This window comes from Shuttleworthella satelles DSM 14600 (genome assembly GCF_000160115.1).
In the GTDB taxonomy this organism is placed as follows: Bacteria; Bacillota; Clostridia; order Lachnospirales; family Lachnospiraceae; genus Shuttleworthia; species Shuttleworthia satelles.
Genome location: NZ_GG665866.1, coordinates 742,474 through 767,229, shown reverse-complemented (window position 1 = coordinate 767,229; position 24,756 = coordinate 742,474). Strand labels below are relative to the sequence as shown.

General features: G+C 52.3%; 20 protein-coding genes and 6 tRNA genes. 17 read left to right on the top strand and 9 right to left on the bottom strand.

Annotated features, from left to right (window positions below):
• Nucleotides 1-2: 2 nt before the first annotated feature.
• From GCWU000342_RS03440 to GCWU000342_RS03415, 6 genes are all read left to right on the top strand, one after another.
• A tRNA-Glu gene (locus tag GCWU000342_RS03440) sits at nucleotides 3-74 on the top strand.
• 10 nt (nucleotides 75-84) lie between these two features.
• A tRNA-Thr gene (locus GCWU000342_RS03435) sits at nucleotides 85-157 on the top strand.
• Nucleotides 158-161: 4 nt separating this feature from the next.
• A tRNA-Ile gene (locus GCWU000342_RS03430) sits at nucleotides 162-235 on the top strand.
• A 23-nt stretch (nucleotides 236-258) separates the two neighbouring features.
• A tRNA-Asp gene (locus GCWU000342_RS03425) sits at nucleotides 259-332 on the top strand.
• A 42-nt stretch (nucleotides 333-374) separates the two neighbouring features.
• A tRNA-Val gene (locus GCWU000342_RS03420) sits at nucleotides 375-447 on the top strand.
• Nucleotides 448-479: 32 nt separating this feature from the next.
• Nucleotides 480-563 (top strand) — tRNA-Leu (locus tag GCWU000342_RS03415).
• Between the two features lie 53 nt (nucleotides 564-616).
• Here the strand turns inward: GCWU000342_RS03415 and GCWU000342_RS03410 are convergent.
• From GCWU000342_RS03410 to GCWU000342_RS03375, 8 genes are all read right to left on the bottom strand, one after another.
• Nucleotides 617-1,921, bottom strand: a complete 1,305-nt coding sequence (locus GCWU000342_RS03410; RefSeq protein ID WP_006905865.1) for a patatin-like phospholipase family protein — start codon at nucleotides 1,919-1,921, stop codon at nucleotides 617-619.
• Nucleotides 1,922-2,089: 168 nt separating this feature from the next.
• On the bottom strand, nucleotides 2,090-2,710 hold the full coding sequence (locus GCWU000342_RS03405; protein WP_006905864.1) for a hemerythrin domain-containing protein: 621 nt from the start codon (nucleotides 2,708-2,710) through the stop codon (nucleotides 2,090-2,092).
• A 108-nt stretch (nucleotides 2,711-2,818) separates the two neighbouring features.
• Nucleotides 2,819-3,487 (bottom strand): hypothetical protein, encoded by a 669-nt coding sequence (locus tag GCWU000342_RS03400; protein WP_006905862.1) that lies wholly within the window; start codon nucleotides 3,485-3,487, stop codon nucleotides 2,819-2,821.
• Between the two features lie 11 nt (nucleotides 3,488-3,498).
• A complete protein-coding gene (hcp, locus tag GCWU000342_RS03395) occupies nucleotides 3,499-5,142 on the bottom strand; it encodes a hydroxylamine reductase (RefSeq protein WP_006905861.1) in 1,644 nt (547 codons plus the stop codon).
• Between the two features lie 193 nt (nucleotides 5,143-5,335).
• The gene (locus GCWU000342_RS03390) at nucleotides 5,336-6,469 is read right to left on the bottom strand and encodes an alpha/beta hydrolase (RefSeq protein ID WP_049921510.1); all 1,134 of its coding nucleotides are present in this window, start codon (nucleotides 6,467-6,469) and stop codon (nucleotides 5,336-5,338) included.
• Nucleotides 6,470-6,556: 87 nt separating this feature from the next.
• Nucleotides 6,557-6,976, bottom strand: a complete 420-nt coding sequence (locus GCWU000342_RS03385) for a hypothetical protein (protein ID WP_006905859.1) — start codon at nucleotides 6,974-6,976, stop codon at nucleotides 6,557-6,559.
• Nucleotides 6,960-7,196 carry a hypothetical protein gene (locus GCWU000342_RS03380; protein ID WP_006905858.1) on the bottom strand — a complete coding sequence of 79 codons (237 nt, stop codon included), beginning with the start codon at nucleotides 7,194-7,196 and terminating at the stop codon, nucleotides 6,960-6,962. Before GCWU000342_RS03380 ends, GCWU000342_RS03385 begins: the two co-directional genes overlap by 17 nt.
• A 230-nt stretch (nucleotides 7,197-7,426) precedes the next feature.
• Nucleotides 7,427-8,266, bottom strand: a complete 840-nt coding sequence (locus GCWU000342_RS03375) for a helix-turn-helix transcriptional regulator (RefSeq protein ID WP_006905857.1) — start codon at nucleotides 8,264-8,266, stop codon at nucleotides 7,427-7,429.
• Between the two features lie 259 nt (nucleotides 8,267-8,525).
• On the opposite strand from GCWU000342_RS03375, the gene GCWU000342_RS03370 reads away from it, so the two are divergent.
• The 9 genes from GCWU000342_RS03370 to GCWU000342_RS03330 all read left to right on the top strand — a co-directional run bounded on the left by GCWU000342_RS03370 (nucleotide 8,526) and on the right by GCWU000342_RS03330 (nucleotide 17,754).
• Complete coding sequence (locus tag GCWU000342_RS03370; RefSeq protein WP_045000621.1) at nucleotides 8,526-11,090, top strand: glycoside hydrolase family 31 protein; 2,565 nt, start codon at nucleotides 8,526-8,528, stop codon at nucleotides 11,088-11,090.
• Nucleotides 11,091-11,108: 18 nt separating this feature from the next.
• Nucleotides 11,109-11,915, top strand: a complete 807-nt coding sequence (locus GCWU000342_RS03365) for an alpha/beta hydrolase (RefSeq protein ID WP_006905855.1) — start codon at nucleotides 11,109-11,111, stop codon at nucleotides 11,913-11,915.
• Between the two features lie 198 nt (nucleotides 11,916-12,113).
• Nucleotides 12,114-13,538, top strand: coding sequence for an MFS transporter (locus GCWU000342_RS03360; RefSeq protein ID WP_006905854.1), 1,425 nt, complete (start codon nucleotides 12,114-12,116; stop codon nucleotides 13,536-13,538).
• 89 nt (nucleotides 13,539-13,627) lie between these two features.
• Entirely contained in the window at nucleotides 13,628-13,834 is a 207-nt protein-coding gene (locus tag GCWU000342_RS03355) for a hypothetical protein (protein ID WP_006905853.1), read from the top strand.
• 246 nt (nucleotides 13,835-14,080) lie between these two features.
• Nucleotides 14,081-14,755, top strand: a complete 675-nt coding sequence (locus GCWU000342_RS03350) for a histidine phosphatase family protein (RefSeq protein ID WP_242649969.1) — start codon at nucleotides 14,081-14,083, stop codon at nucleotides 14,753-14,755.
• Nucleotides 14,756-14,926: 171 nt separating this feature from the next.
• Nucleotides 14,927-15,313, top strand: coding sequence for an RNHCP domain-containing protein (locus GCWU000342_RS03345; RefSeq protein WP_049921507.1), 387 nt, complete (start codon nucleotides 14,927-14,929; stop codon nucleotides 15,311-15,313).
• Entirely contained in the window at nucleotides 15,297-15,722 is a 426-nt protein-coding gene (locus tag GCWU000342_RS03340) for an RNHCP domain-containing protein (RefSeq protein ID WP_045000234.1), read from the top strand. Before GCWU000342_RS03345 ends, GCWU000342_RS03340 begins: the two co-directional genes overlap by 17 nt.
• 12 nt (nucleotides 15,723-15,734) lie before the next feature.
• Complete coding sequence (locus tag GCWU000342_RS03335; protein WP_006905847.1) at nucleotides 15,735-16,355, top strand: cytidylate kinase-like family protein; 621 nt, start codon at nucleotides 15,735-15,737, stop codon at nucleotides 16,353-16,355.
• Nucleotides 16,345-17,754: a sodium-dependent transporter gene (locus tag GCWU000342_RS03330; RefSeq protein ID WP_006905846.1), complete on the top strand. Its 1,410-nt coding sequence runs from the start codon at nucleotides 16,345-16,347 to the stop codon at nucleotides 17,752-17,754. Before GCWU000342_RS03335 ends, GCWU000342_RS03330 begins: the two co-directional genes overlap by 11 nt.
• A 403-nt stretch (nucleotides 17,755-18,157) precedes the next feature.
• Here the strand turns inward: GCWU000342_RS03330 and GCWU000342_RS03325 are convergent, their stop codons facing one another.
• A complete protein-coding gene (locus GCWU000342_RS03325) occupies nucleotides 18,158-19,963 on the bottom strand; it encodes a Na/Pi cotransporter family protein (RefSeq protein WP_006905844.1) in 1,806 nt (601 codons plus the stop codon).
• A gap of 497 nt (nucleotides 19,964-20,460) precedes the next feature.
• Between GCWU000342_RS03325 and GCWU000342_RS03320 the strand changes: the two genes are divergently transcribed.
• Together GCWU000342_RS03320 and thrS are read left to right on the top strand one after the other, a co-directional pair.
• Nucleotides 20,461-22,491 carry a 2-isopropylmalate synthase gene (locus tag GCWU000342_RS03320; RefSeq protein WP_006905842.1) on the top strand — a complete coding sequence of 677 codons (2,031 nt, stop codon included), beginning with the start codon at nucleotides 20,461-20,463 and terminating at the stop codon, nucleotides 22,489-22,491.
• Between the two features lie 425 nt (nucleotides 22,492-22,916).
• Nucleotides 22,917-24,710, top strand: coding sequence for a threonine--tRNA ligase (thrS, locus tag GCWU000342_RS03315; RefSeq protein ID WP_006905840.1), 1,794 nt, complete (start codon nucleotides 22,917-22,919; stop codon nucleotides 24,708-24,710).
• Nucleotides 24,711-24,756 lie beyond the last annotated feature (46 nt).

Here is a 24,756-nt window from a genome sequence, read left to right as displayed (position 1 = left end):
TGGGCTCCGTGGTCAAGCGGTCAAGACATCGCCCTTTCACGGCGGTAACACGGGTTCGAACCCCGTCGGAGTCATTTGAAGTGTGCCGATGTGGCTCAATTGGCAGAGCAGCTGATTTGTAATCAGCAGGTTATCGGTTCGAGTCCGATCATCGGCTCTTTGGACCTTTAGCTCAGTTGGTTAGAGCAACCGGCTCATAACCGGTTTGTCCCGGGTTCGAGTCCCTGAAGGTCCACTTTTTGATCACCTTTCATTTTTGGCCTAGTGGCTCAGTTGGTTAGAGCGCCGCCCTGTCACGGCGGAGGTCGAGGGTTCGAGCCCCTCCTGGGTCGTTTCATGCGAGGAAGTCTCAGAATATTTCGCATGAGTCACGCGGGATCTTAGCTCAGCTGGGAGAGCATCTGCCTTACAAGCAGAGGGTCATAGGTTCGAGCCCTATAGGTCCCATTTTTGTTGTATGGAATCCATACGGCAGATCTGCCGCTGTGGCGGAATTGGCAGACGCGCGGGACTTAAAATCCCGTGGTGGCAACACCGTGTCGGTTCGAGCCCGACCAGCGGCATCATGAGAAAACCCCATCCATTCCAATCCTGGTCTGGCTGGGGTTTCTTTTTGTTATTTCGATAAGTATTCCTTTAATTCTTCGATGCGCTGTTTGGTCTCACGATATCCCTTCCAGTAGAGATCGCCGAGCTTATCCATGTCCGATTCAAAGCGGTTGATTTCGACGGGATCTTTGGGGGAGAAAACAAAGATTTTGCCGGCTTTTTCATCCCGGTCAATTTGATCTAAAAGGGCATTGTAATTCTCTGTGGAATGGCTGAGCGCATCCAGGAGTCTGGGATAGTTGTGATAGTAGAGATGGTTGATTCTCTGCTGGCGGAAGGCGCCGCCCGTCGGCTTGCGATAGGAGTGATCTCTGGTTTTTACAACGACAATTTTGTCATAGCCTTCATCAACTGCCCACTGATAGGGAATATTGCAGACCATTCCGCCATCCAGATAGGGAACCTGATCGATGACAACGGGACGGGAGACATAGGGGACAGTTGCGGAAGCCCGCGCGGCGCGAAAAAAATCCCTGCAGCGGCCGTTTTCAAAGAAATGCACCAGACCGGTATTCATGTCCGTTGCCCCGACAACAAGGCGGCGGCGAGGATCGTTGAGGCGATCTAGTTCGATGGGATGCTCTTTGAGCTGGTCCTCAAAAATATAGGAGAAACCGGTGATGCCATGGTCGCGGCGCATGGCGTCAAGACCAATATAGTTGGTATCATGGCGCAGGCTCAGATTCAAACGGGCAGACCAGCCGATTTCTCCGGAGACATAGCCCAGAGCGGAAAGTGCCCCGGCTGAAATACCCGCAGTCGTCTGAAAATTGATATTGGCCTCCATCAGGGCATCTAAGACGCCCTGCGTGTAGAGACCACGAAAGGCGCCGCCCTCCAGGATTAAAGCACCCGGTCTGATTTCCCGACTGGCCCTGCCGCGGGGAATCTGATCCAGACCAGAGTAGATCAAAGCCCTGCCCCGGTCGGGAAGGAGCTCGCTGATGCGTTCGACAGCGGTATCCGGAACCAGGCCCGCAAGTTTCTCCATGGGATGGTCAGGAATCAGGTCTGAAATTTTTTCCGCAGTGGCGCGGGGGAGGGAACTGATTCCAGAGAGAAGAGAGGTTTTTGTCTCTGAAGATAGGGCATCTTCGTCCGGAAGATCTTCGGGAATCAGGTCGTCCAGTTCCAGAATTGCCATGTGGAGAGAGTTGCTCATATGCTCCAGGCTCTCTGTCAGAGCATTGTCCTGATCACAGGACACTTCCGACAGTTGAGATCCGGCTTCAATCAGGTCCTCCTGCGCGCGCAAGACAGATTCCTGGGCCCGGTGGAGGAGACGGTATATGTTTTCGCTTTCCTGTTTCATCTGTGTACCTTATCCTATGACCCTTTATCTTTGGACAGAACATATGATACCACAGAAGACAGGCGGTATTTGCTATCGGAACTTCGATCTACAGGCAAAAAAGGTGCAGCCCTTTTTCGGACTGCACCCTACGACGTATTATCCGTACGCCGTGTCATGAAAGCATTCTTATCTGCCGAATGCCGCTGCTAAGGAGACAGGTTTGTCCACCTTGTCGTGCTGGTCTTCGATCTGACCGTACTTGTCTTTGAACTCATCTATCATTGCCAGATAGTGATCCTGGACGCCTTTTTCAGCTGTCTCGGATTCAAAGGCCTCTACCTGGGCGTCAATCCTGGAGATAATGTCCTCTGAGAGGGAACGCTCCGCCAGAGGGTAAACAACGGTGTTTTCCTTGCTGATATGCCGGTGGAGAGTCGTAGCATAGCCCTCAGCGGCGGTCAGGATATCCAGTTTGTAAATCGTCTGGGGATCCTTCTCGTAGAGATCCAGGGCTGCCTCCAGGTCCATGATATGCCTGCGGCAGAGATCGTGCTCTACGAGCATGCCGTGTTTGATCAGCTTGTCAGCGATGGGGCCAAGGTTGGTAACCATCTCGTTGAAGAGGAAATTCTCCTCCTTGCCGTGGTGCTGGTGGTCAGAGTAATTGCGGGCAAAGCTGACGATCTTGCGAAAGTCATCGACCGGAAGAGGAAGACCTTCTAATACCTGGCAGCAAAGGGCACGCACCGCCTTGAGAAAGGTGAAAATATGATCGTGCTCCGCACGCATGATGTCGGTAGAGTACATAAGCGAATCCTTTCTGACTGGCTTAATCCAGTCTTTCCTCTGTCAGATCAGGGCAATTCGTCTGGACAGGAGATGACAAGAGGTAATTTAGAAGAGGACGTTTTACTGTCAGGATCTCAATGATGCGGCCTGCGCAATATGATAAGAGCCGTCCCCATCGGAGTAGAGTCTGTAGCCGCTCACAGCCAGCATTGCATTGACCAGTTCGCCGCGCAAAAGATAGAAGATGTCCCTGTCACCCCCTTCTTCTTCCCAGAATGGACCGTGCAGATCCTCAACCAGGGAGAAAGAGACCTGATCTTCCGACTGTTCTCGTATTTGGATGGCGTGGTCACAGGGCATACCGTCCAGAAGCACATCGTTCATCCCCTGGAAGGCCATGGTCGGATTGACCGCGGAGACAGGATGGGCAGAGCCAAATGCTCTGACGCATTCTCTGATGGAAGCGAGGCGGGCAGGATCCTGTCTGAGTAGGCTGGTGATCAGTTTCGCGTAGCGCCTTTCAACTCCGTCAATCTGCCCGGAGAGAGAGGCATGAATCTGGGAGAGATCAAGGGCTTTTTCAATGGGAGGAAGCTCTCTTCTGGCGTAGGATTCCAGGGGAAAGCCATCCGGATCTTCATCGTAATTCCGCCTTTTGGCCAGGTCGACAAGGGAGGCGATCAGTTCCTCCCGCAGTCTGATCTTATCGTACATCCAGTAGTGGATGGGGCCGAGTGTTGCGCTCATGGTGTTCCTTTCCAGCTGTTGCTTGTCGGAGAATGCATCCGCATTCAATTTCGATCTCCTCAGGCGATATCCTCAAAGAAGAGGTCCAGGTCGTCATCGACAGAGCCGATTCCCGCGATGCCAAAGTTATCGATCAGAACCTTGGCGACGTTGGGGGAGAGGAAAGCGGGAAGGGTGGGACCCAGGTGGATGTTCCTTACGCCCAGGTAGAGCAGGGCTAAAAGAACAATCACGGCTTTCTGCTCATACCAGGCGATATTATATGCGATGGGGAGATCATTGACATCGTCAAGACCGAAGACCTCCTTGAGCTTTAAGGCGATCAGGGCCAGGGAATAGGAGTCATTGCACTGTCCGGCATCCAGAACACGGGGGATTCCAGCGATATCTCCAAGATTTAACTTGTTGTACTTGTACTTGGCGCAGCCGGCGGTCAGGATCACGGCATCCCTGGGCATCTTCTCGGCGAATTCGGTGTAATAGGAACGGGCCTTCTGACGACCGTCACAGCCGGCCATGACGACGAACTTCTTGATAGCGCCGGACTTAACGGCATCGACAACCTTGTCAGCCAGGGCAAATACCTGCTCGTGGGCGAAGCCGCCGACGATGGAACCGGTCTCAAGCTCTGTGGGAGCAGGCAGGGTCTTGGCCAGAGCGATGATCTCGGAGAAGTCCTTGGTCTGTCCATAGGGAGCGTCGATGTGCCTGACTCCCGGGTAGCCTGCGGCGCCGGTGGTGAAGATACGATTCTTATAGGAGTCGCGCACAGGGACAATACAGTTGGTCGTCATGAGGATGGGGCCGTTGAAGGACGCAAATTCCTCAGCCTGCTTCCACCAGGCATTGCCATAGTTGCCGGCAAAGTTATCGTACTTCTTGAAGAAGGGATAGTAGTGGGCGGGAAGCATCTCAGAGTGGGTATAGACGTCGACTCCTGTGCCCCGAGTCTGCTCTAAGAGCATCTCCAGATCCTTTAAGTCATGACCGGAAATGAGAATAGCCGGATTTTTGCGGACGCCGATATTGACCTCAGTGATTTCAGGATTGCCATAGGCGCCGGTATTGGCGCTGTCCAGAAGAGCCATGCCCTGGACGCCGAATTTACCGGTCTCCAAGGTCAGAGCAACCAGATCGTCGACACTGAGACTGTCATCTAAGGTTGCCGCCAGAGCTCTCTGGATGAATGCGTCCACCTCACCGTCGTCCTTGAGCAGAGCGTTTGCGTGCTTGGAGTAAGCGGAGAGGCCCTTGAGCCCATAGGTGATCAGCTCGCGAAGAGAGCGGATATCCTCATTTTCTGTCGCGAGAACACCGACGGTAGCAGCCTTGACGGCGAAGGAGGCGGCGTCTCCCTTCCATGTGGCAGCTTCCGGCAGCAAAGAACGGTCAGAGACCAGCTGCAGAAGCTGATCCTTGCAGGCTAAGGTCTTTTCAACTCTTGCCTGAATGGCTGCCAGATCAAAGTTGGCGTTGGTGATGGTTGTGAAGAGATTGACGGATACCAGATGGTTGACCGCCTCATCGATGGTCTTGCCCTCCGCGCGCAGCTGGGTGCTGACAGCGGACAGACCCTTTGTCACATAGACCAGAAGATCCTGCATAGCGGCGACTTCCGGTTTCTTGCCGCAGACGCCGGAAATTGTACAGCCGGTACAGCCGGCGGTTTCCTGACACTGGTAACAGAACATTTTGTTTTCCATAATCGTATGCCTCTTTCTTTCCCATAGTGAAGTGAATATCGTTAAGTTCTAACCTGACAAGAGCAATCATAGGGAAATGAAAAAGGAAAGTTCGTTGGATTTCAAACGAAAATGCGGAAATATAAAGTTCACATTTGCCTTGAATTAGGGAAAACCAATAACAAAACCAAAACCGGACATTCGATGGATCTGCTCAATGAGCAGCCGGAGCTAAGTTGGTGTTCTGCCAGAACTGGACGGCTTCTTCCAGCCAACCCTCAAGCTCCAGGCCGATTCCAAGGCCAAAGGAGTGTCCGCCTGTCCTTCCGATCCGGCAAATGTGCGCAACGCCCAGTTCATTCAGCTTTGCGTCAAAATTCCTGGTGTTTACAACAGGAACAACGTCATCGTCCTCGTTGGCAAGCAGATAGGTTTTGGGGTAAGAACTGTCAATATGCCGGAGGATTTCGAAAGGCTCCAGGGATTGTTCGTCGAAAGCCGGACCGCCGATGCGGCGAAGGAAAGGGGACATGCCTGCGCGCTGGGGAGAATCGGCGGGAAGCTTCTGAAGCCGGTAGTAGCTGTCCATATTACTGCAGGCAGTATAGGCAAGAAAAATCGCTTCCGGAGCAGGAATCGCCTCAGGCTTCCAGGAAATCTGTCCGGCGCTTCCGGCCTTGATGACAGCGGGACGCGAGGCATATCCAAAATTATCACTGGCGATCTCCTGAGCCAGGCAGGCACCGGCGGAGAAACCACCGATCATATAGTGACCCTTTTGAATTTGAAAGGATGCCGCGTGCTCTTCAATATAAGCGACGGCCCGGTGCATATCCTCAATCGGTTTTGGCATAAGCGGCTCCTGCTTGGTGCGGTAGTACAGGACAAAGGCCGTATATCCCATTTCATTTAAGGCGGCGGCGATGGCCTGGCCCTCAATAAACCCCCATTGGCGGTTAAAAGCGCCGCCGGGGATGACAAGGACGTAGGGAGTGCAGGGGGCGGAAGCAGGTGTTTGGATGTCAGACGAAAAAGATGCCGTTTCCCGGATTTTCGCGGGAAAGTGAAGCAGCGCGACAGCGGCCTTGTCATAGTTGGCAAGACAATCCTCAGCAGAATAAATTCGGTGGATGTAGGAGGAACCTCCCTGCCTGTCGGAAGCAGCCAGTTCCTCTAAGCGGTGCAGTCCGGGAACAAATCCGGCAGTCTTAAATCCCAGGCTGTCCAAGCTGGCATAATAGCGATCGGGAGTCATATACGTAAAGATATAGCGGGACAAGAGGCCATAGGCCGGATTTTTCACCAGGTCTCCGATGGTCATCTGCGGGGAAACGGGACTGTAATTCATGAGAACTTCCTTTCTGTCACTTGTCCTTGGGAGCAGCTTTTGCGGAAATTATAAGTACCATAGGTGTCCTTCATCTAAGACAGAAAACTATGCCTGTCGATTAGCTACCGCTTGCAGGCAGATCGACAAGAAAATTGCGCCAAAAACCGCATAACTTGCAGCTGTCATCCCAATCGTTCCAAATAGGAATAGCGGAGCAATCGAAAACAGCAGCGAGATGATGCTGCAAATAAATATGGCTTTTTTGAGTTCGTCAGCTTTCTTAAACTTGAACAAGGCGCCTACACCGAGCAAGATACTCAAAATTGTCAGGATCCCTGTCAACAATGGAGAGAAATTCGCATATCCAACATGAAGAATATTGAAATAGGAATACACTTTAATACTTCGTTCCGTTGGACTCGTCGCAAAAACCATGACTGCACCAACCGGCAGTATCTCTAAAACTAATGCTACACCCTGTAGCACAAGAGCAGATAGATAATACACTCTATTTGACGTTTTCATGGAAGCCCCCTTTTTTCGTATTTCGCATGAAGATAGAAAGAATTGCCACTGTTATGATAACGAGACCTGATGTCCAGATGTAACCTTGACTTATCATAAATAGCGGTGAAATTATGAATGCGATGCCAATAATGAAAAGGATCACGCTTATAGCACTCGCAAGCATACGTTTTGAATAAATCAATGACTCCAAAAATATTTTGGCAATCTGTTCTTTCATACCCACATCCTCAGTTTTTGCCAGACAGCAATCACTGGCGGAGGCACCTAAAATATCTCCAATTGATTTTAAACAATGAGGTGTTTGGAAGTTCTTTACAAAAATACTTTATCAAATAATTCTTTGGAATGAAACTTATGATCGTATAGAGTTGACGTTTTACATTTCACGTTTTCAAAGGGTATTCACCAGGTCTCCAATGGTCATCTGCGGGGAAACGGGACTGTAATTCATGAGAACTTCCTTTCTGTCACTTGTCTTTGGGAGCAGCTTTTGCGGAAGGCAGTCGGCGTCATACCGGTTACTGAGCGAAAGACCCTGCTGAAGTGGGTGGAGGAGGCAAAGCCGCAGTTGGCGGCCACCTGGGAGAAGGGGTGGTTGGTCTCCATGATTTCTCTCTGCGCATTGAGGATACGGGTCGTATTGATATATTGGTTGATGGTCCGGCTGGTGTATTTCTTGAATTCACGGCAGAGATAATACTGACTGACGTAGAAGCGGCCGGCCAGTTCGTCCAGACGAAGGTCTTCCATGTAATGGTCGGAGATGTACTCGATGACCTTAATGACGCGGGATTTGTTTACCGTGGGATTTAAGGTGCGGACATCCTTCAAGAGGAGAAGGAGAATCGCGCGGAGAATGGTCTCCATAGTAATATCATGCAGATCATCTGTCTCTGACTGCTCCATGAGCATCATTCCCAGAAGCCCATGAATCTGATGGCTCATTCTCCGGTCGGGGTGGTAGAGCCCGCCCGCATGCCGCATTTTCTCAATCAGGGTAAGGTCGCCGATCGCCTTTTCCGTGAAATAGACGACGATACGCTGGAAGGCCTGATCTTCGGAGGGAGCGTAAGAGTGATGCATGGAATAAGGGGGAAAGAGGATCATTTCGCCCGCCTCAGTCCGGTAGATCTGATCGGAAACAGCGTGCAGGCGGCAGCCCTCCTCCAGATAATAGAGCTCGTAGTAGGTGTGATAATGGGATTTCATCATATTCTCTGAGGAGCGGACACGCTCGGCGGCGATATCGGCGCCCTGCTCGATGCAAAGACCTGCGTGATCAATCATAAGAATACCTGCCCTTAAAATGACAAGACGGGAACCACTATCAGGATACCACAGGATATGTAAAATGAGTGAGACATCAGGACAAAAATAGTATAGTTTTGTCTTTTTTCTCGGGCTAAAATAAATACGATAGCGCTGATCTGACAGGCCGACTGTATCAACGCGAGCAGGGGATGAACGAGTCCTCTTTGAGGGATCCCTGCAAATTATGGCGAATATGGCGGATATCGGCTGTCTTAGAATCCAGGGAGGATATCGGATGCGTGTTGCGAATAAAGTGACTTCGATTGAGAAAAGAGGATCAGGCTTCTCTATTATGACGGACGCGGTTGAAATCCGCCTGATGTTCATGACAGATGACATCCTGCGAATCCGCGCCGACTTTGACGGCGATTTCGCCGAGGAATCCTATACCCTGGCCATGACGGCCTGGGAGGATCGGATGGACGATGTCCTCATGGGCTATCGACGCAGGATTGAGCCAAAGGAAGGAAGACTGCTTACCGCCGATGAGAAGATTGCGCGTCTGGCCGGGCTGGACCATGCCCTTGGCTATCCCCATGCAGATGTCGACGGGGTTGAGCTGATCTGTGGAGCAAAGATGACCCTCGTGGTCTTTAGGGAACCCTATATGCTGAAAATCTTTAATGAGGACGGACAGCTGGTGCACGAGGATATTCCATACATGGGCCTGCAGGAGGATTCGAACCATCGCCGCATCCACTATTCCGCCCTGACAGACCAGGATCACTATTATGGGTTCGGCGAGAGAACCGGCAAGATCGACAAGCGGGAAGAATATATGCAGCTGATCCCGGGCGATTCAATGGGTTATAACGCAGAGAAGACAGACCGTCTCTATAAGCATATTCCCTTCTATGTGCGTCTGAATGACCGAACCAGACAGGCGGTCGGCTATTTCTATCACAACACCTTTGAGTCTGACTTCGATATGGGAAGAAGCCATACGAACTATGTCAGGCACCACTCCATATACAGGACGGACGGGGGAGATATCGATCTCTTCTTTATCAATGGTCCCAAGATTTCCGATGTCATAGAAAGATACACAGACCTGACCGGCAAGTCCGTCATGCTCCCTGTGGGAGCCCTGGGCTATCTGGGGTCTTCCATGTACTATCCAGAGCTCCCAAAGGACGCGGACGATGCCGTTATTGATTTTATTGATACGACAAGGGAAGAGAATATCCCCATTGACGGTTTTCAGCTCTCCTCCGGTTACTGCAATGTGGAGACCTCCCAGGGACTCAAGAGATGCACCTTTACCTGGAACCATGATCGCTTCAAGGATCCGGCCGGGTTCTTCGCCGAGATGACAAAGCGCGGGGTATCGGTATCCCCCAATATCAAGCCGGGCATGCTCCTCTGCCATCCCCTGCACGACGAGTTCGTCGCCAGGGGGATGTTTGTCAGGGACTCCAAAGAGGATAAGCCCGCTGTCGGCATCTGGTGGGGCGGCCTGGGAAACTATGTGGATTTCACGGATCCAAAGGCTCGCACCGAATGGAAAAACTATGTCAGGAAGTCTCTGGTCGACTATGGCGATTACTCCATCTGGAATGATAACTGCGAATACGACGGTTTGACGGACAAAGATGCCCGGGTATCCTTTGAGGAGAAGGGATCTACGATCGGGCAGACCAAGGCCGTCATGGCCAACATGATGTGCCAGCTGGCCCAGGAGGCCATCCATGAGGTCAAACCCGATCAGAGGGCCTTTGTGGTGACCCGGTCAGGGCATGCGGGATTACAGCGTTACGCCCAGACCTGGGCGGGCGACAACTTCACCTCCTGGACCTCCCTGAAATACAATATTGCGACCATTCTGGGCATGGGGCTGAGCGGCGTCTCCAATATGGGCTGCGACATTGGAGGCTTCTATGGCCCGGCTCCGGAGGAGGAGCTGTTTGTCCGCTGGGTGCAGAACGGAATCTTCCAGCCTCGTTTCTCCATCCATTCCACCAACACCGATAATACGGTCACAGAGCCCTGGATGTACTCCGGCTCCAAGGACCTGATCTCAGCGGCGATTCACTTCCGCTATCAGCTGAGCCCCTATCTCTACTCCCTGATGCGCAGGGCAAATGAGACTGGACTTCCTATGATGCAGCCCCTTTTTATGGTCTATCAGGATGATGTTAATACCTATGGGGAGGGGATCAACTTCATGGAGGGAGACTCACTTCTGGTCGCCAACGTCGTCGATAAAGGGGCGACAAGCAAGGAGGTCTACTTCCCCGCGGGACACACCTTCTATGATTTCTACACCAGAGAGGCATATGCGGGCGGGGAGACCTATTGCTTCCCGGTCGATATGGAGAGCGTTCCCCTCTTTCTGGCGGACGGGGCCATCCTTCCCATGGCCTCTAATACGCTCAATAATTTGACGACAGAGAAGGTGACAGGGCTGCGGCTGCTTCTGGTTCCCTCGGGAAGATCCTCCTTCGTCCTCTATGAGGATGACGGCAATACCATGCAGTATCAGCAGGGGGACTATAGGAGAACTGTGATTGAGATGGAAGAGGGGGAGAGAACTTCTGTGAAATTCGCATCCACCGGGACCTACCGGTCTCCCGTCGAGGATATCTATGTCGATATGGTTCACAGAGAAAAGGCGCCCTTCTGGGTGACCGTTGCGGGAGAGCAAATTCCCCATTTCCTGCATCGGGCAAGATTTGAAGAGGCGGATTGCGGCTGGTACTACAGCCAGTCCAAGAGGTCAGTGCAGATCAAGTACCCGAATCCCGGGAGGGATTATGAATTGCTTGTCAGCTTTGAGGATATTGATCTGCTCGGGATGTGAGAGGAAAGGAAGTCTATTATGGCACTGATGGAAGTTCACTATTCCAGTTTCGCAATGGGATCTAATATCAGCTTGAATGTCTTTGTCCCGACGCCGGGATCTTCCGAGGCGATCACGGACATCAACGCAAGTCCCAAGTATGATTACCGTCGGGGGCTGCCTGTCTTATATCTTTTGCATGGCGCTTTCGGGGACGCCTTCTCCTGGATCAGGTACTCGAATATTGACCGCTATGCCCAGGACAGGGGGATCGTGGTGGTTATGGCGTCCGCGGAGAATTCTTTTTATCAGAACCTGAAGGGCGGCAGGAGGTACTACGACTTCTTTGCCGAGGAGCTGCCGACCTTCATCCAAAATGTTTTTCCTGTATCCAGGGACCCGGCCAGGACCTATATTGCCGGTTTTTCCATGGGAGGCTATGGGGCCTGGTATCTGGCAAACAGAAGGCCGGATTTGTTCTCAAAAGCAGCATCCATGTCCGGCGCCCTGAATATCGCCTCGGTAATCAGCAATCCGCTTGAGGGGGTCTTCCCCTTTGAGAGCGCCTTTGCCGATGTGAGGGATCAGGATGGTAGCTACCGGATAGAAGGCAGCCGGTATGACTTGAAGACGCTGATTGCGGAGAACCATCAGAGGGGATGCCTGCCCCGGCTCTACCAGGCTGTGGGAAAGAAGGACATTCTGTATGAGGATAACCTGGCAATGAGAGACTGGGTCAGAAGTCAGGGCATTGCCCTGACCTACGAGGAAGGATCCGGTGCCCATGACTGGGATTTCTGGGACGAATATATCAGACATATCCTGGATTGGCTGCTGGAGGATTGATCGGTGAGGGTAGGATAAGCAGGTGCAGTGGTTCTATGATGTGGGTCAGAAGGGGTGTGCAGAGTGGTTCCGTTATGTGGGATAGAACAGGCGTGTAGAGTGATCCCCTGATGCAGGGATAGGGCAAGAGTGTAGAATGGTTCCCTGATGCAGGGATAGAACAAATCTATATTACAATTCCAGGATAAGGAGGATGAAATGAGAGATCGAAGTAAGGAAGTGGTGATGAACGAATTTGAGGAGCGGGCGAAAAAGCCCTTTGGCATTGCGGATAAGATCGGTTACGCGGCCGGCGATTTCGCCAACGATCTGACCTTTGTGATTGTCGCTCTCTTTATGCTGAAGTTCTACACCGATATCATGAGCGTGCCCGCTGTCCTGGTGGGGATCCTGATGATGCTGGGGAAGTTTGTGGATGCATTTACTGATGTGGCCATGGGACAGATCGTTGACCGAAGCTCTTATACCGCCAAGGGCAAATTCACTCCCTGGATCCGCAGGTTCATGGGGCCGGTCGCAGTTGCCTGTTTTCTGATCTTTGCCCCCTATATGGCGGGGGCTTCCATGGGAGTCAAGGTTGCCTGGATGGCAGTCACCTATATCCTCTGGGGCTCCGTCTGCTACACCGGGGTGAATATCCCCTATGGATCTATGGCCTCCGCGATGACGGAGGATCCCAACCAGCGCCAGCAGCTGTCCACCTGGAGAAATATCGGCGCGACGGTTGCCCAGATTGTCATAGTGGCTGTCCTTCCTCTGATCGTCTACCAGACCGACGCCAAGGGACACCAGGTGCTCAGCGGAGGTCACATGATGGCTGCCGCCGGCGTCTGCTGTGTCTTGGCGGTTTTAGTCTATATCGTCTGTTATGCCCTGTCTACCGAGCGCGTTAAAATTGAGACGAAGAAGGAGGAGCAGAAGAATATTCTCCAGATCTTCGGTATGCTCTTTACCAACCGTGCCTTTGTGGGGATTATGAGCTCTGCTCTGGTTCTCCTTCTGACACAGTTGACCTGGTCCGGTATGTGGAGCTATGTCTATCCGAACTATTTTAATGATAAGACCTTTATGTCGATCGGAGGTTTCGTCAATAACATTGTCGTACTGCTGCTGGCGACCGTCATTTCCAAAGTCACATCAATCACCGGAAAGAAGGAAATCGCCGTGGTCGGAGCCGCTTTCTCCGCCGTCATGCTCTTTGTCACATATGCCCTTCAGGTAAAGAGCCCTCTTGTCTTTATGATACTGGCAGCTGTCACCTATGTCGGGCTTGCCCTCTTTAATCTGGTATGCTGGGCAATGATTATTGACGTCATTGATGATGTGGAGATTCGGACCGGCAGCCGGAATGACGGAACGGTGTATTCCGTCTATTCCTTCGCCCGTAAGCTGGGGCAGGGTCTTGCCACCGGGCTGACCGGCTGGCTGATCTCTTTGGTTGGCTACAGTAAGGAAACCGCGTTTGATCCGTCTGTCACCCAGGGAATCTATAATCTGGGAACTCTGGTTCCGGCCATCGGTTTTCTTGTGATGGCGCTTCTGCTCTTCTTTATCTATCCCCTGAGTAAGAAAAAAGTCCTGGAGAATAACGCCGAACTAAAAAAACGCCACGCCATGAGATAATGCGCGGGTGTCATAAAATAACAGAGCTATATTTTTTCGTTTCAGCCAATAGACAGCAGGACATGATTATAGTCGATAAATAGTAGAACATGGTTAGGTTGAATTTCTCCAAGGTGGCAAGACTGGTAGATGAGCGTGGCTCTGCTGTTATTTTAAAAAATAATGTGCCGAGATATCTTGTGATTGACTTCAGTAAGGCAGATAAAGATGCAGTTGCATCGGATGAGGATGTGCTGAGTATTTCTAAGAGGCTAATGGCTCAAAACAAGGAAGCATACGAGGTACTGGCGAAATGAAGAAATTGAGTAAAGAGCAAATTTTATTGCTCTATACTCAGCTGATCAAGGAAACCGGAGGAAGGAATTGGTCTCTCTGTCTTGAGTATCAATTGATTTATATGAGAAACAGCAAATCAAATTGGTTTGCTGTTTTTTAAGTGGTCATTCAAAGCAGTCAGGAAGGTGGAACCCGGAAATCTGTCGTATGCCGCCAGTCGAAATACGTAAGGTTTTCTTTCTGCAGGTTATTTTAAAGGAGAGAATTTGCGCAGACGAGAGGAGAGAGAGTATAATATACCAATCTATGGCTATCAGGGAGAAAAAATGAAAATCTGGATCAGTCGACATGGACAGACAAATCTGAACCGGGACCATCTTATGCAGGGGAGGACGGATGAGCCGCTGAATGAGACCGGCCGCAGGCAGGCAAGGGCGGCCAGACGGGCCGTGGAAGAATCCTTGGGAGAGGCGCCGGTCTTTGACGCAGTCTACGCGTCGCCCCTGGATCGAGCCATTGAGACGGCCTGCATTTTGTCCGGCAGACCTAGAGAGGAAATCACCATTGATTCCCGTATAACAGAGACTGATTTCGGAAGGTATGAGAGACGGCCCTATTGGGCTTTGGGGCCATGGATGGGTCTCTACTGGTCCTGCGCGGACTATCTGCCCTGCCCGCCCACGGTGGAGCCCCTGCAATCCATGCGCAGAAGGTCGGCCTCCTTCCTCAGGGATCTTGAGCAAGCGGGAGAGGCCTGTGGCTATGATAATGTCCTGGTGACCTGTCACGGGGGAATTACGCGGACTTTGATCGGCTATATGGAGAATGCCCCGCGGGGGGTGGTCTGGCGGCCGAGGATGAAGAACTGTGAGATTAGAGTCTTCGAGAGCCGGGGCGCAAATCGCCGTTTTCTGCGGAGGATTTTGCCTGCGACAGATTAGCTCCTGCCAAATCAAGTCGCAGACAGGGACTTCCGCGGGAATCACTCTCTGTGGCAGGAAGACAGAGGGCGGACGGGATTTTGATTGAAAGAGAAGTCCTTACTGGACGGGAAGCAGAAAGAAAAGTGATCCCGGGGATCGCGGGATACATGCAGGGAGATGGGAAGGAAGATGAAGAGAGAGGAAGAGTTCGAGTGCCCCTACTGCGGCTGGGTTCCGGATGCGGGGATGGAGAATATCGCCTGGGAGCACTGCCCCAACTGCCTGTCCGGGCTTCACGACTATGATCGGGAGGAAAATGCCTGCGGGGGTGAATTGGAGCCGATTTCCATCTGGGCCAAAAGCAGGAGTCAGGGACGGATCATTCAGCGCTGCGTCATCTGCGGTGAGCTGCGGACAAGCCCCATTACAAGGCACGATAATCCAATCAAGCTGATGAGTCTGGCGGCAGGCCCGCTGGGAGCTCCGGCATTTCCGGTAGAACGCATGCAGGAGCTCCTGGATCTGATGGGAGGACAGGGGTCTATGGAGGGCTGGAATCGTGAACAGAGAGAATAAACGCCGCAAATATGATAAGAACTACTATATGAAGCATCCGGCGGTAGACTCCTTCAAGTGCAAAAACTGCGGCTGGCTGATCGTCTCAAACGGGGCCGGATCCAATCATCGCAATCACTGTCCCAACTGCCTGCACTCCAAGCATGTAGACAACCGTCCGGGCGACCGGGCAGCAGGCTGCGGAGCTCTGATGGAACCCATCGGGATCTGGGCCAGATCCGATGGAGAATGGGCCATTATTCATCGCTGCACACACTGCGGGGCCATGTCGTCGAACCGTATTGCCGCGGATGACAATCCCATGAAGCTGATGGCCCTGGCACTGAAGCCCTTTGCCATGGACTACTTCGACAGGGACCGCTTATCTTCTATGCTGGAGACCATGGAAGATCAGGGAAATCTATTTTAAGGAGAGTGAGTTATGGAGAGACAATTGCCGGTGATAACCATTTCCAGGCAGTATGCTGCCTACGGATCTACCATTGCGAGGAAACTGTCAGAGCGCCTGGGAATTCCCTTCTATGACAAGGACTTTCAGAAACGGGCAGCTCTGGAATCCGGTTACGGGGAGGATGAGGTCGCCAGAGAGGGGGAGGAGATCTCCAGGGGTTCCATGTTTCTGAACACGGTACTCAATAACTCTGCTGCCTACACCTCATCTCACGATGAAATCAACCGGGCCCAGCGAAAACTGATTCTGGAACTGGCCCGGGAACACCCCTGTATTATTATCGGCAGGTGCTCGGACTACACCTTGAAACAGGCGGGAATCGATGTCTTTCGCGTCTTTCTTCACGCGGATTTAAAGAGCCGCAAGGCCCATGCGAAAGAGCTTGGCGGCTATACCGGAGATGTGCTCAAGTATATTGCTCACAGGGATCAGCTAAGGGAGAACTACTGTAAGCAGTACACGGGACATGTGATGGGAGACAGCCGCCACTATGAGATCAGTCTGGATGTCGGAGCCATTGGAATCGAAACATGTGTCGATGTCCTTGCAAAAATCATCACAGAGAAATATGGAGTGAATCATGAGCGATAAAACAAATCAAGGCGGAACATTTACCGGACAACTGGGATTTGTCCTGGCGGCGGCAGGCTCTGCGGTCGGTGTCGGTAACCTCTGGAGATTTCCCTATCTGGCAGCTAAGGACGGCGGCGGTCTGTTCATCCTGATCTATCTGATTTTGGTTGTTACCTTCGGCTTCACCCTTCTGACTTCAGATATTTCCATCGGGCGAAAGACGGGAGTATCCTCTGTCAATGCCTATGCCAAAATGAAGAAGGGCTGGGGTTTTCTGGGAATTCTCACTTTCTTCGTCCCGGTTCTGATTATGACCTATTACGCGGTGATCGGGGGATGGATTTCCCGCTATATCGTCACCTATCTGATCGGGGAGACCCAGGCGGCGGCCGGGGACAAGTATTTTACCGGCTTCATCACAGGGGAAATATCCCCTGTCGTCTATGCTCTGATCTTCATGCTGATCACTGCGTTCATTGTCTACAAGGGCGTCGAAGGGGGGATCGAGAAGGCCTCCCGCTTTATTATGCCGCTTCTCCTTCTGATGATTATTTTCATCGCGATTTTTGCCCTTTTCCTGCACCACCGGGACGCGGACGGGGTCAGCCGAACCGGCCTGCAGGGGCTGGCTGTCTATCTGACGCCGAATCTGGAGGGCCTGACCCTGGGGCGTTTCCTGCAGATCCTGCTGGACGCTATGAGCCAGCTTTTCTTCTCCCTGTCTGTATCCATGGGAATTATGATCACCTATGGCTCCTATGTGAAGAAAGACGTCAACCTGTCCAAGTCCATCGCGCAGATTGAGATTTTTGATACCCTGGTCGCCTTTTTGGCAGGCATGATGATCATTCCGGCTATTTTCGTCTTCTCGGGAACGGAGGGGATGGGAGCAGGACCCTCCCTTATGTTTATCTCCCTTCCCAAGGTTTTCGCGGCCATGGGGGTCGTGGGACCGGTCTTTGGCCTGATTTTCTTTGTCATGGCGGCCTTTGCCGCGCTGACCTCCTGCGTCTCTGTCCTGGAGACCGTAGTGGCCAATTGCATGGAGATCTTCCACAGCGAGCGCAGGAAGACGACTTTGATTGCGACGGTGATCTACTGCATCGCCTCTGTGATCATTGTCCTCGGCTACTCTGTCTTCTATATGGAGATCAAACTCCCCAATGGCTCTACCGGTCAGCTTTTGGATATCATGGACTATATCTCCAACAGTTTCCTGATGCCCTTTATCGCCCTCTTGTCTACGATCCTGATCGGCTGGGTGGTCGGGCCAAAGTATGTGACAGATGAAGTGGAGTCCTCAGGGCACAGGATGAGCCGGAAGGGCCTCTATGTCGTCATGGTGAAATTCGTGACCCCCGTCATGATGCTGGTCCTCTTCCTGCAGTCCACCGGCCTGCTCAATTTCCTGAAATAGGAAGGCTTCCGGGAATCATCCCAGGAAGCATAGGTTGATTCACAGGCATAAATAGATTTCAAACATAAATGGATTCTAGGTATCAATAGATTCCAAGCATGAATGGATTTCAAGGATAAATAAATTCTAGGTATCAATAGATTCCAGGCATGAATGGATTTCAAGGATAAATAAATTCCGGGTATCAATAGGTTTCAGGCATAAACAGATAGCAGGTATAAAAATTTTCTCCGCGAACAGGAGAAGAACAGCAACAGGGCCCCCGCAGGACAAAATCGTCCTGCGAGGGCCCTGTTATCGTCTTGCTGAAGATTGTGAGAAGCCGCTGCTAAGAGCATGGACTGCTCTGACCTTGCCCTACATCCGCCCTGTAAATGGGGACTGTGAGAGGCCGCTTGAGAGCTTAATCCTCCCGGTCCATATGGGTCTTGAACTTGGACTGGGGAATCTTGTACTTGGCCATATAGCCGGCAACCAGAATCTCGAAGTTGTTGTCCTTGGCCTCGCGGGCTCTCTGGACGAAATCGTGGGTGACGAAGTTGTTGTCGTTGGTAGCCATCATGTAGACAGCCATATTGGCGCAGTGGTCAGCGACACGCTCCAGATCGATTGTGATATCGGAGAGAACAAGGCCCATCTCAATCGTGCACTCGTTGTGCTGCAGACGGCGGGCGTGATGATCCTTGATCTCCATATTGAGGAAGTCGATGGTGTCCTCCAGAGGATCGACGCTGCGGGCCAGCTCCAGATTGTTGTCGTCGAAGGTTCGCATGGTCAGATCCAGGATCTCGCGGACAGCGTCGGTGAAGACTTTGAGCTCTTCCTTGGCCGCGTCTGAGAAGGACTGCCCCTCCTCCCGCATTTTCGTAATGGAGCTGGCGACGTTAAGCGCGTGATCGGAAATGCGCTCCAGATCGTTGGTGGAGTGGACATGCATGGTCAGGCGGTTGGCCTCGTGTTCCGTGTGGGTTCTGGTGGACAGAAGGGTCAGATAGGAGTCCAGCCGATCTTCATACTGGTCGACCAGGGCTTCAAGGCGAATTACATTTTTGGCCTTCTTCTCGTCGTACTCGAAGATCAGGTCCATAGCGTCATTCATGGCCTCATTGGAATGCCGGAACATCTCCATGAGAACGACCTTGGACTGGTCTAAGGCAAGGACAGGAGAGTCCAGGAAACGCTCGTCCAGGACGTCGAAGGTGTGCATACTCTCTCTGGCCCGGGTCTCCTCCTCAGTGATGGGGAAGACGGTCTCAACCATCTTGACCAAAATGTCGGAGATGGGAAGCATGATGACGACAGCCGCGATATTGAAGATGGAGTGGAAGATGGCGATGATGACAGGGTTGGCTGCCTGATACATGACAGGGAAATGAAAGAGCAGGTTTAAGGAGTAAAAAGCGATCATGAAGGTAAAGGTCTTTAAGATACAATAGAACATCTGAATCCAGGCGGCGCGCTTGGCGTTGCGGGAGGCTCCGATGGAGGAAATGACTCCGGTCAAGGCGGAACCGATGTTCTCTCCCATGATGATGGGAATGGCGGCGCCCATGCTGACGGTTCCTGTTGTGGACAGGGCCTGCAGGATACCGATGGAAGCAGAGGACGACTGGAGGATAGCGGTCATGATCAGTCCGGCCAAAAGCCCCAGGATGGGATTGGAGAAGGCGGTCAGAAGACTGGTGAAGGCCTCGTTGTTGGAGAGAGGAGCTGCCGCTGCCGACATAGAGCTCATTCCGATTAAGAGAATGGCGAAGGAGAGGAGGATGGAACCGATGTCCTTGGTCCGCTCCCTCTTGGCGGCCAGGAACATGACCAGGCCGATGAAGCCGAGAATGGGAGAAAAGTTAGCCGGTTTAAAGAGCTGAAGAATGATATTGTCCGAGGTAATGCCGGACAGGGACAAGAGCCAGGCGGTGATGGTGGTACCGATATTGGCGCCCAGGATGACGCCGACAGACTGGGTCAGGCTCATGATGCCGGAGTTGACGAAGCCGACGCACATGACGATGGTTGCCCCGGAGGACTGGATCAAAGCAGTGACCAGCATTCCCAGGAGGGCTGCCTTCCACTTGTTGGAAGTGAGGGTCTCCAGGATCTTCTCCAGGCGTCCGGAAGATACCTTCTTGAGCGAGTCGCCCAGATACTGGATCCCATAGAGGAAGAGAACCAGACCGCCGATCATCTGCAGGATAATGGTGATGTCCATATGTATATCTCCTTTTCGCGTTAGGGGGCTATGGCCCATACACCGCTTATTCTACATTGCAAGGGGAGGTCTTAGCAAGAAAATAGATGCAAAACCCGCCACAACGTCAGCCAGGAGCTGCAGAAATCAACCGCAGAAAACTCTCTCCGATTTTCTATGGAAAGGTATTTTTCTGGAAGCTATAAGGGGATTCCTACGGAAGCTATATATAGAAGTTTAAATTAATTTGCATGTGTATGCACATGTATAGGTAAAATAAATATTCTATTAAGCGAAGCAAAAGGAGAAGCAAAAGGAGAAGCAAAAGGAGAAGCAAAAGGAGAATCAAAAGGTGAAGTAAAAGCGAAACGATAGGTGAGAGGGGGGAGAATATTAAATATAATCAAAGAAAGAAGATAAATTTATACATTAAAACCAGAAAATCAATATGATACTATAGACAAGAAAGATCAGTGCCTGTCCGCTCGCGGACGAAAAGAATGGGAGGGAGTCCTGTAATGAAGCATGTGGAGAAATATACGAGGCAATATTTTCTACCCCCAGTCTTTATGTCAGACTGGGTCAGAAAGGATCATTTGGATCGTCCGCCCATCTGGTGTTCTGTCGACCTGCGCGACGGAAACCAGGCCCTGATTGAGCCCATGGGACTGGAGGAGAAGCTGGAATTCTTCCGTATGCTGGTCGAGGTTGGATTCAAGGAAATCGAAGTGGGATTTCCCGCCGCCTCCGAGACGGAATATGATTTCATGCGGGCTCTGATTGACCGCGATATGATTCCTGAGGATGTGACGGTACAGGTGCTGACCCAGGCCAGACCGCACATTATCAAGAAGACCTTCGAGGCGGTCAAGGGCGCGCCGCACGCTGTGATCCACCTCTATAATTCCACTTCCGTCGCCCAGAGAAATGTGGTCTTCCGCAAGAATAAGGAGGAGATCCGGAAGCTGGCGACAGAAGGGGCAAAGATGCTTTTGGACCTGGCAGAAAAGACAGAGGGGGACTTCTCCTTTGAGTACTCTCCGGAGTCCTTTCACGGGACAGAGGTGGAGTATGGACTGGAGGTCTGCAACGCCGTTCTGGATATCTGGAAGCCCTCCGCGGACAGGAAGTGCATCATTAATATTCCGGGGACGGTTGAGACGGCGATGCCCCATGTCTTTGCCAGTCAGATCGAATACATTTCCAAGAATCTGAAGTACAGGGACAATGTCATCCTGTCCCTACACCCGCACAATGACCGGGGCTGCGCGGTCGCCGACGCGGAGCTCTGCTGCCTCGCGGGAGTGGAGCGCGTTGAGGGGACACTCTTCGGCAATGGAGAGAGGACCGGCAATGTGGATCTTGTGACCTTGGCGATGAATCTCTATTCCTACGGCGTCGATCCGGGACTGGATTTTTCGGATATGCCGAAGGTTCGGGGGACCTATGAGCGCCTGACACAGATGCGTGTTCCTGCCCGCCAGCCCTATGCTGGAGACCTTGTCTTCTCCGCGTTCTCCGGTTCTCATCAGGACGCGATCGCCAAGGGGATGGCAGCCAGAGAGAGAGAGACGCAGGGCGAGCCATGGACGGTTCCCTATCTGCCCATTGACCCCAAGGATGTCGGCCGCAATTATGATAAGGATGTCATTCGCATCAACTCCCAGTCCGGCAAGGGCGGCGTGAGCTATATCCTCCAGCACAACTTTGCCTTGACCCTTCCCGCCAAGATGAAGGAGTCCGTGGGCTATGCCATCAAGCAGGTATCCGACGAGACCCATCAGGAACTGTCGCCGGACGAGGTCTATAAGGCCTTTCGGGCCAGGTTTGTGGACCCCATGCCCTATTTCGCGGTCGAGGACGCGGAGTTCAAGCGTATGGGGGAGGCGGTTGTCGCCCAGGTAGAGATTCGCAGAGGAGACCATGTGAGCAAAGTGGAGGCCATCGGGAACGGACGCCTGGACGCGGCCTCCAACGCGGTGAAGGAATTCTTCGGCGTCAGCTATGAACTGGTTGCCTACGAAGAGCATACCCTGTCAAGAGGGTCTGCCTCCAAGGCAATTGCCTACGTGGGAATTTCTACGAGCGAGAGGGATTTCTGGGGAGCGGGAATCAATGAGGATATTCTGACTGCCTCAATCCATGCCCTCTGTGTCGCGGTCAACCAGCTGCCGAAGATCGCCGCGCAGGATAAGAGTGCGGATGCAAGGCTTACAGATATGCTCGACTTTATTCGCAAGAACTATCGGAATGTCACCCTGGAGACCATGTCAAAGACCTTCCACCTGTCAGAGCCCTATGTCTCCAAATACATCAGGGAAAAATCCGGCAAGACCTTCGGTGAGCATGTGACGGCAGAGCGGATGAAGAGAGCGAAGGGCCTGCTCAAGAACGGCGTCGCCACGGTGGAGAGCATCGCCTATGAGTCAGGCTATGCCAATGTCGAGCATTTCAACCGCACCTTCAAGCGTCTCTTTGCCATGACTCCCCTGGCCTATCGCAATAAGGAGAACGGACTCCCGGTTGACAAGAAAAGGCGCAAAAGCTAAACTGTAGGAACTTATTGACAAAGGCGTTGACGGAGACAGTAACAGATTCCAGAGGGACTCGTCAGAGAGGATGCCCAAGGCTGGAAGACATCCGGGTTTCGGAATCTGCCAAGACCACTCCACAGCTTCAGACCCCAAGCTTGTGTCATCTCTTGACAGGGAATGTGTGACAGCGGGTGTGTAAGGTCTGACGGTATCCCCCGTTACGGGAGAATGAGTGAAAGCTTAGGTGGAACCGTGCAAGAAGCACCCTGGGCGCGCATGCAAGGCGCACCTGGGGTGTTTTTGATGACAATGGAAGGATCGCGAAGCGCGCATCCTGTTGTCACAGACAGGGAAATGCTTACAGAGGAGTGTACAGGATGATCCTGGATCCTAAGTGACAGGATGATGCATCCGATGCGATCAGCAAAAGGAGATACGCAATGGAGAGAGAGGAATTCTTACAGGTCTATCGTCATTCCCTGGCCCATATCCTGGCCAAGGCTGTCATTGAGCTCTATGGCCCCGAGACCCAGTATGCCATCGGGCCTCAGATCGACACGGGCTTCTACTATGATTTCAAGCTGCCCGCATCCATCACCGAGGATGATTTTCCTAAAATTGAGGCCAAGATGAAAGAGATCTTAAAGCGCAAGGAGGACTTTATCCGCGAAGAGGTCACCCGCGATCAGGCTCTGGAGATTTTTCGGGATCAGAAATATAAGACAGAGATCATTAAAGACCTGCCCGAAGACGCCGTGATCACCGTCTATAAGACCGGCGACGACTTCACGGATCTGTGCAGAGGACCTCATGTGGATAATGCCAAAGAGCTCATGTCCGCGGCCTTTGCCATCCGGTCCACCTCCGGCGCTTACTGGAGGGGAGACGAGAAGAATGATACCCTGCAGAGAATCTATGTGGACGCATTCCCATCCAAGGAGGAGCTCAAGGAGCATCAGAGGCTGCTTCGCGAGGCCAAGGAGAGAGACCACAAGAAATTAGGACCGGCACTGGAACTCTTCATGTTCCATGAGTCCGCTCCCGGAATGCCCTATTGGCTGCCCAGGGGCTGGAAGCTCTTCAATGCCCTGCTCGATTACTGGAGAAGCGTACACGAGCGCCATAACTACCTGGAGATCGCGGCCCCGGTCATCAACAATCAGAAGCTCTGGGCTACCTCCGGTCACTGGGGGCACTATAAGGAGAATATGTTTATCATCCCGGGGGAGAAGGAGGATGAGTCGGATTATTACGCGGCCAAGCCCATGAACTGCCCCAATGCCATCATGTTCTATAAGAACGGTCTGCGCTCCTACCGTGATCTTCCCTTCAGGGTTTCCCAGGTGGATGTCATTCACCGCAAGGAGAAGTCCGGAGAGCTCAACGGTCTCTTCCGGGTGCAGATGTTCCGTCAGGATGATGCCCATATCCTGGTGACGGAGGATCAGATCGCCAGTGAGATTGCCGATATCATGTCCATCGCGGATGAGATCTATTCCACCTTCGGTCTTAGCTTCCGCGCTGAACTGTCCACCAGACCGGATGACTTCATGGGAGATATCGCGACCTGGGATAAGGCAGAGGCGGAGCTCAGAGAGATCCTGGACAACATGTATGGGGAGGGTAATTATGACGTCAATGAGGGGGACGGTGCCTTCTATGGACCCAAGATTGATCTGCAGATGAAGGACGCTCTGGGAAGAGAGTGGCAGATGGGGACCATCCAGCTGGACTTCCAGCTGCCCCTCAACTTCGGACTCAAGTACGCCGCTCAGGATGGAAGCGAGAAGCAGCCGGTTCTGATTCACAGAGCGATCTTCGGCTCCATGGAGCGCTTTATCGGAATCCTGATTGAGAACTTCAAGGGCAGCTTCCCCTTCTGGGTATCCCCCTATCAGGTCGGTATCGTTCCTATCCGAACCAGTCACAACGCCTATGCCGAGAAGATCCAGGAGGAACTGCGTTCCATGGGGATCCGTGTAGAGGCCGACTATGCGGACAAGAACATGAACGAGAAGATCAAGCGTTTCAGAACCCTGCGTGACCCTTATACCTTAGTCATCGGTGACAAGGAAGTGGAGAATGGGACGGTATCTGTTACGGTTCGGGGGCAGAAGCAGCAGATTCATGATCTGCCTCTGGCTGATTTCTGCGCTATGTGCAGAAAACTTCAGGTGGAACACCTGAAAGATCTGCTGACCGGACCGGTCGGAAACGAAAACGAAAACGGATGACAGCAGTGTCATAAGGCTATAACTTTCCATAGGTCGAAAGACCTGA